The sequence below is a fragment of the Streptomyces sparsus genome, assembly GCF_054776295.1.
On the sequence record NZ_BAAHCA010001528.1, the window covers coordinates 1 to 739 of the forward strand.

At 76.3% G+C, this 739-nt stretch carries 1 pseudogene; it reads right to left on the reverse strand.

Going from position 1 to position 739, the window contains the following annotated elements:
• Window positions 1–654: pseudogene (locus tag ACYVE9_RS29425) on the reverse strand (hypothetical protein); the annotation flags it as partial.
• Window positions 655–739: the final 85 nt, after the last annotated feature.

Below are 739 nucleotides of genomic sequence, written 5' to 3' on the forward strand. Positions count from 1 at the left end.
GCTCTTCCGATCTGCGTCGCCCTCGGACCGGAACCAGGCGAGCAGGGCGCCCAGGTGCTGGTCCTCCAGGGTGCTCTGGCCCGTCGCCCAGTGCCGGCCCAGCAGATCGGTCATGGCCAGCAGCAGGGAGGAGCCGGGCACCCGGGCCCGCTCCCCGAAGTGGCTCAGCCAGCGGCCGAGCAGCGGGACGCGGGCGGGCGCCGGGTGGGCCGCCCGCGGGTCCTCCTCCGCGGTGCGGCGGAACCGCATCGAGCGGCCCAGCAGCCGGACGAACTCCACTCCGCCGGGATTGGGCACCAGCAGCTGCGGAGCGTCCAGGCACAGCCGCACCGGTTCCTCGTCCTCGTTCTTCGCCGGGACGGCCTCGGTGGGCTCCAGCACGGACTCGAAGTGCGGCAGCACCTCCTCGGCGAGCGCAGCCAGGAAAGCGAACCGGAGGTCGCGGTCACGGGGCTGCGGCACCGTGAGCAGCCGCGGCGCGTCCCGGTCCGTGCCGACCAGCGCCCCCAGCGGCGCGCCCGCCTCACCGGCGGTGGTGAGCGGCACCAGCACCAGCGGGCGGTCGGAGAGGTGGCGGTGGCGGACGGTGGTCAGCGGCATCGCCGTACCGGCGGCGACGGCCTCCATCCTGGCCAGCGTGGAGATCAGCGGCACGTGGCGCCCTCCCCGGCGTGCGACGAACCGTCCCGCGGCCCGGGCGGCTGCGAGGTGCCGGTCGCCGTGGCGGCGAGGGCCTCGG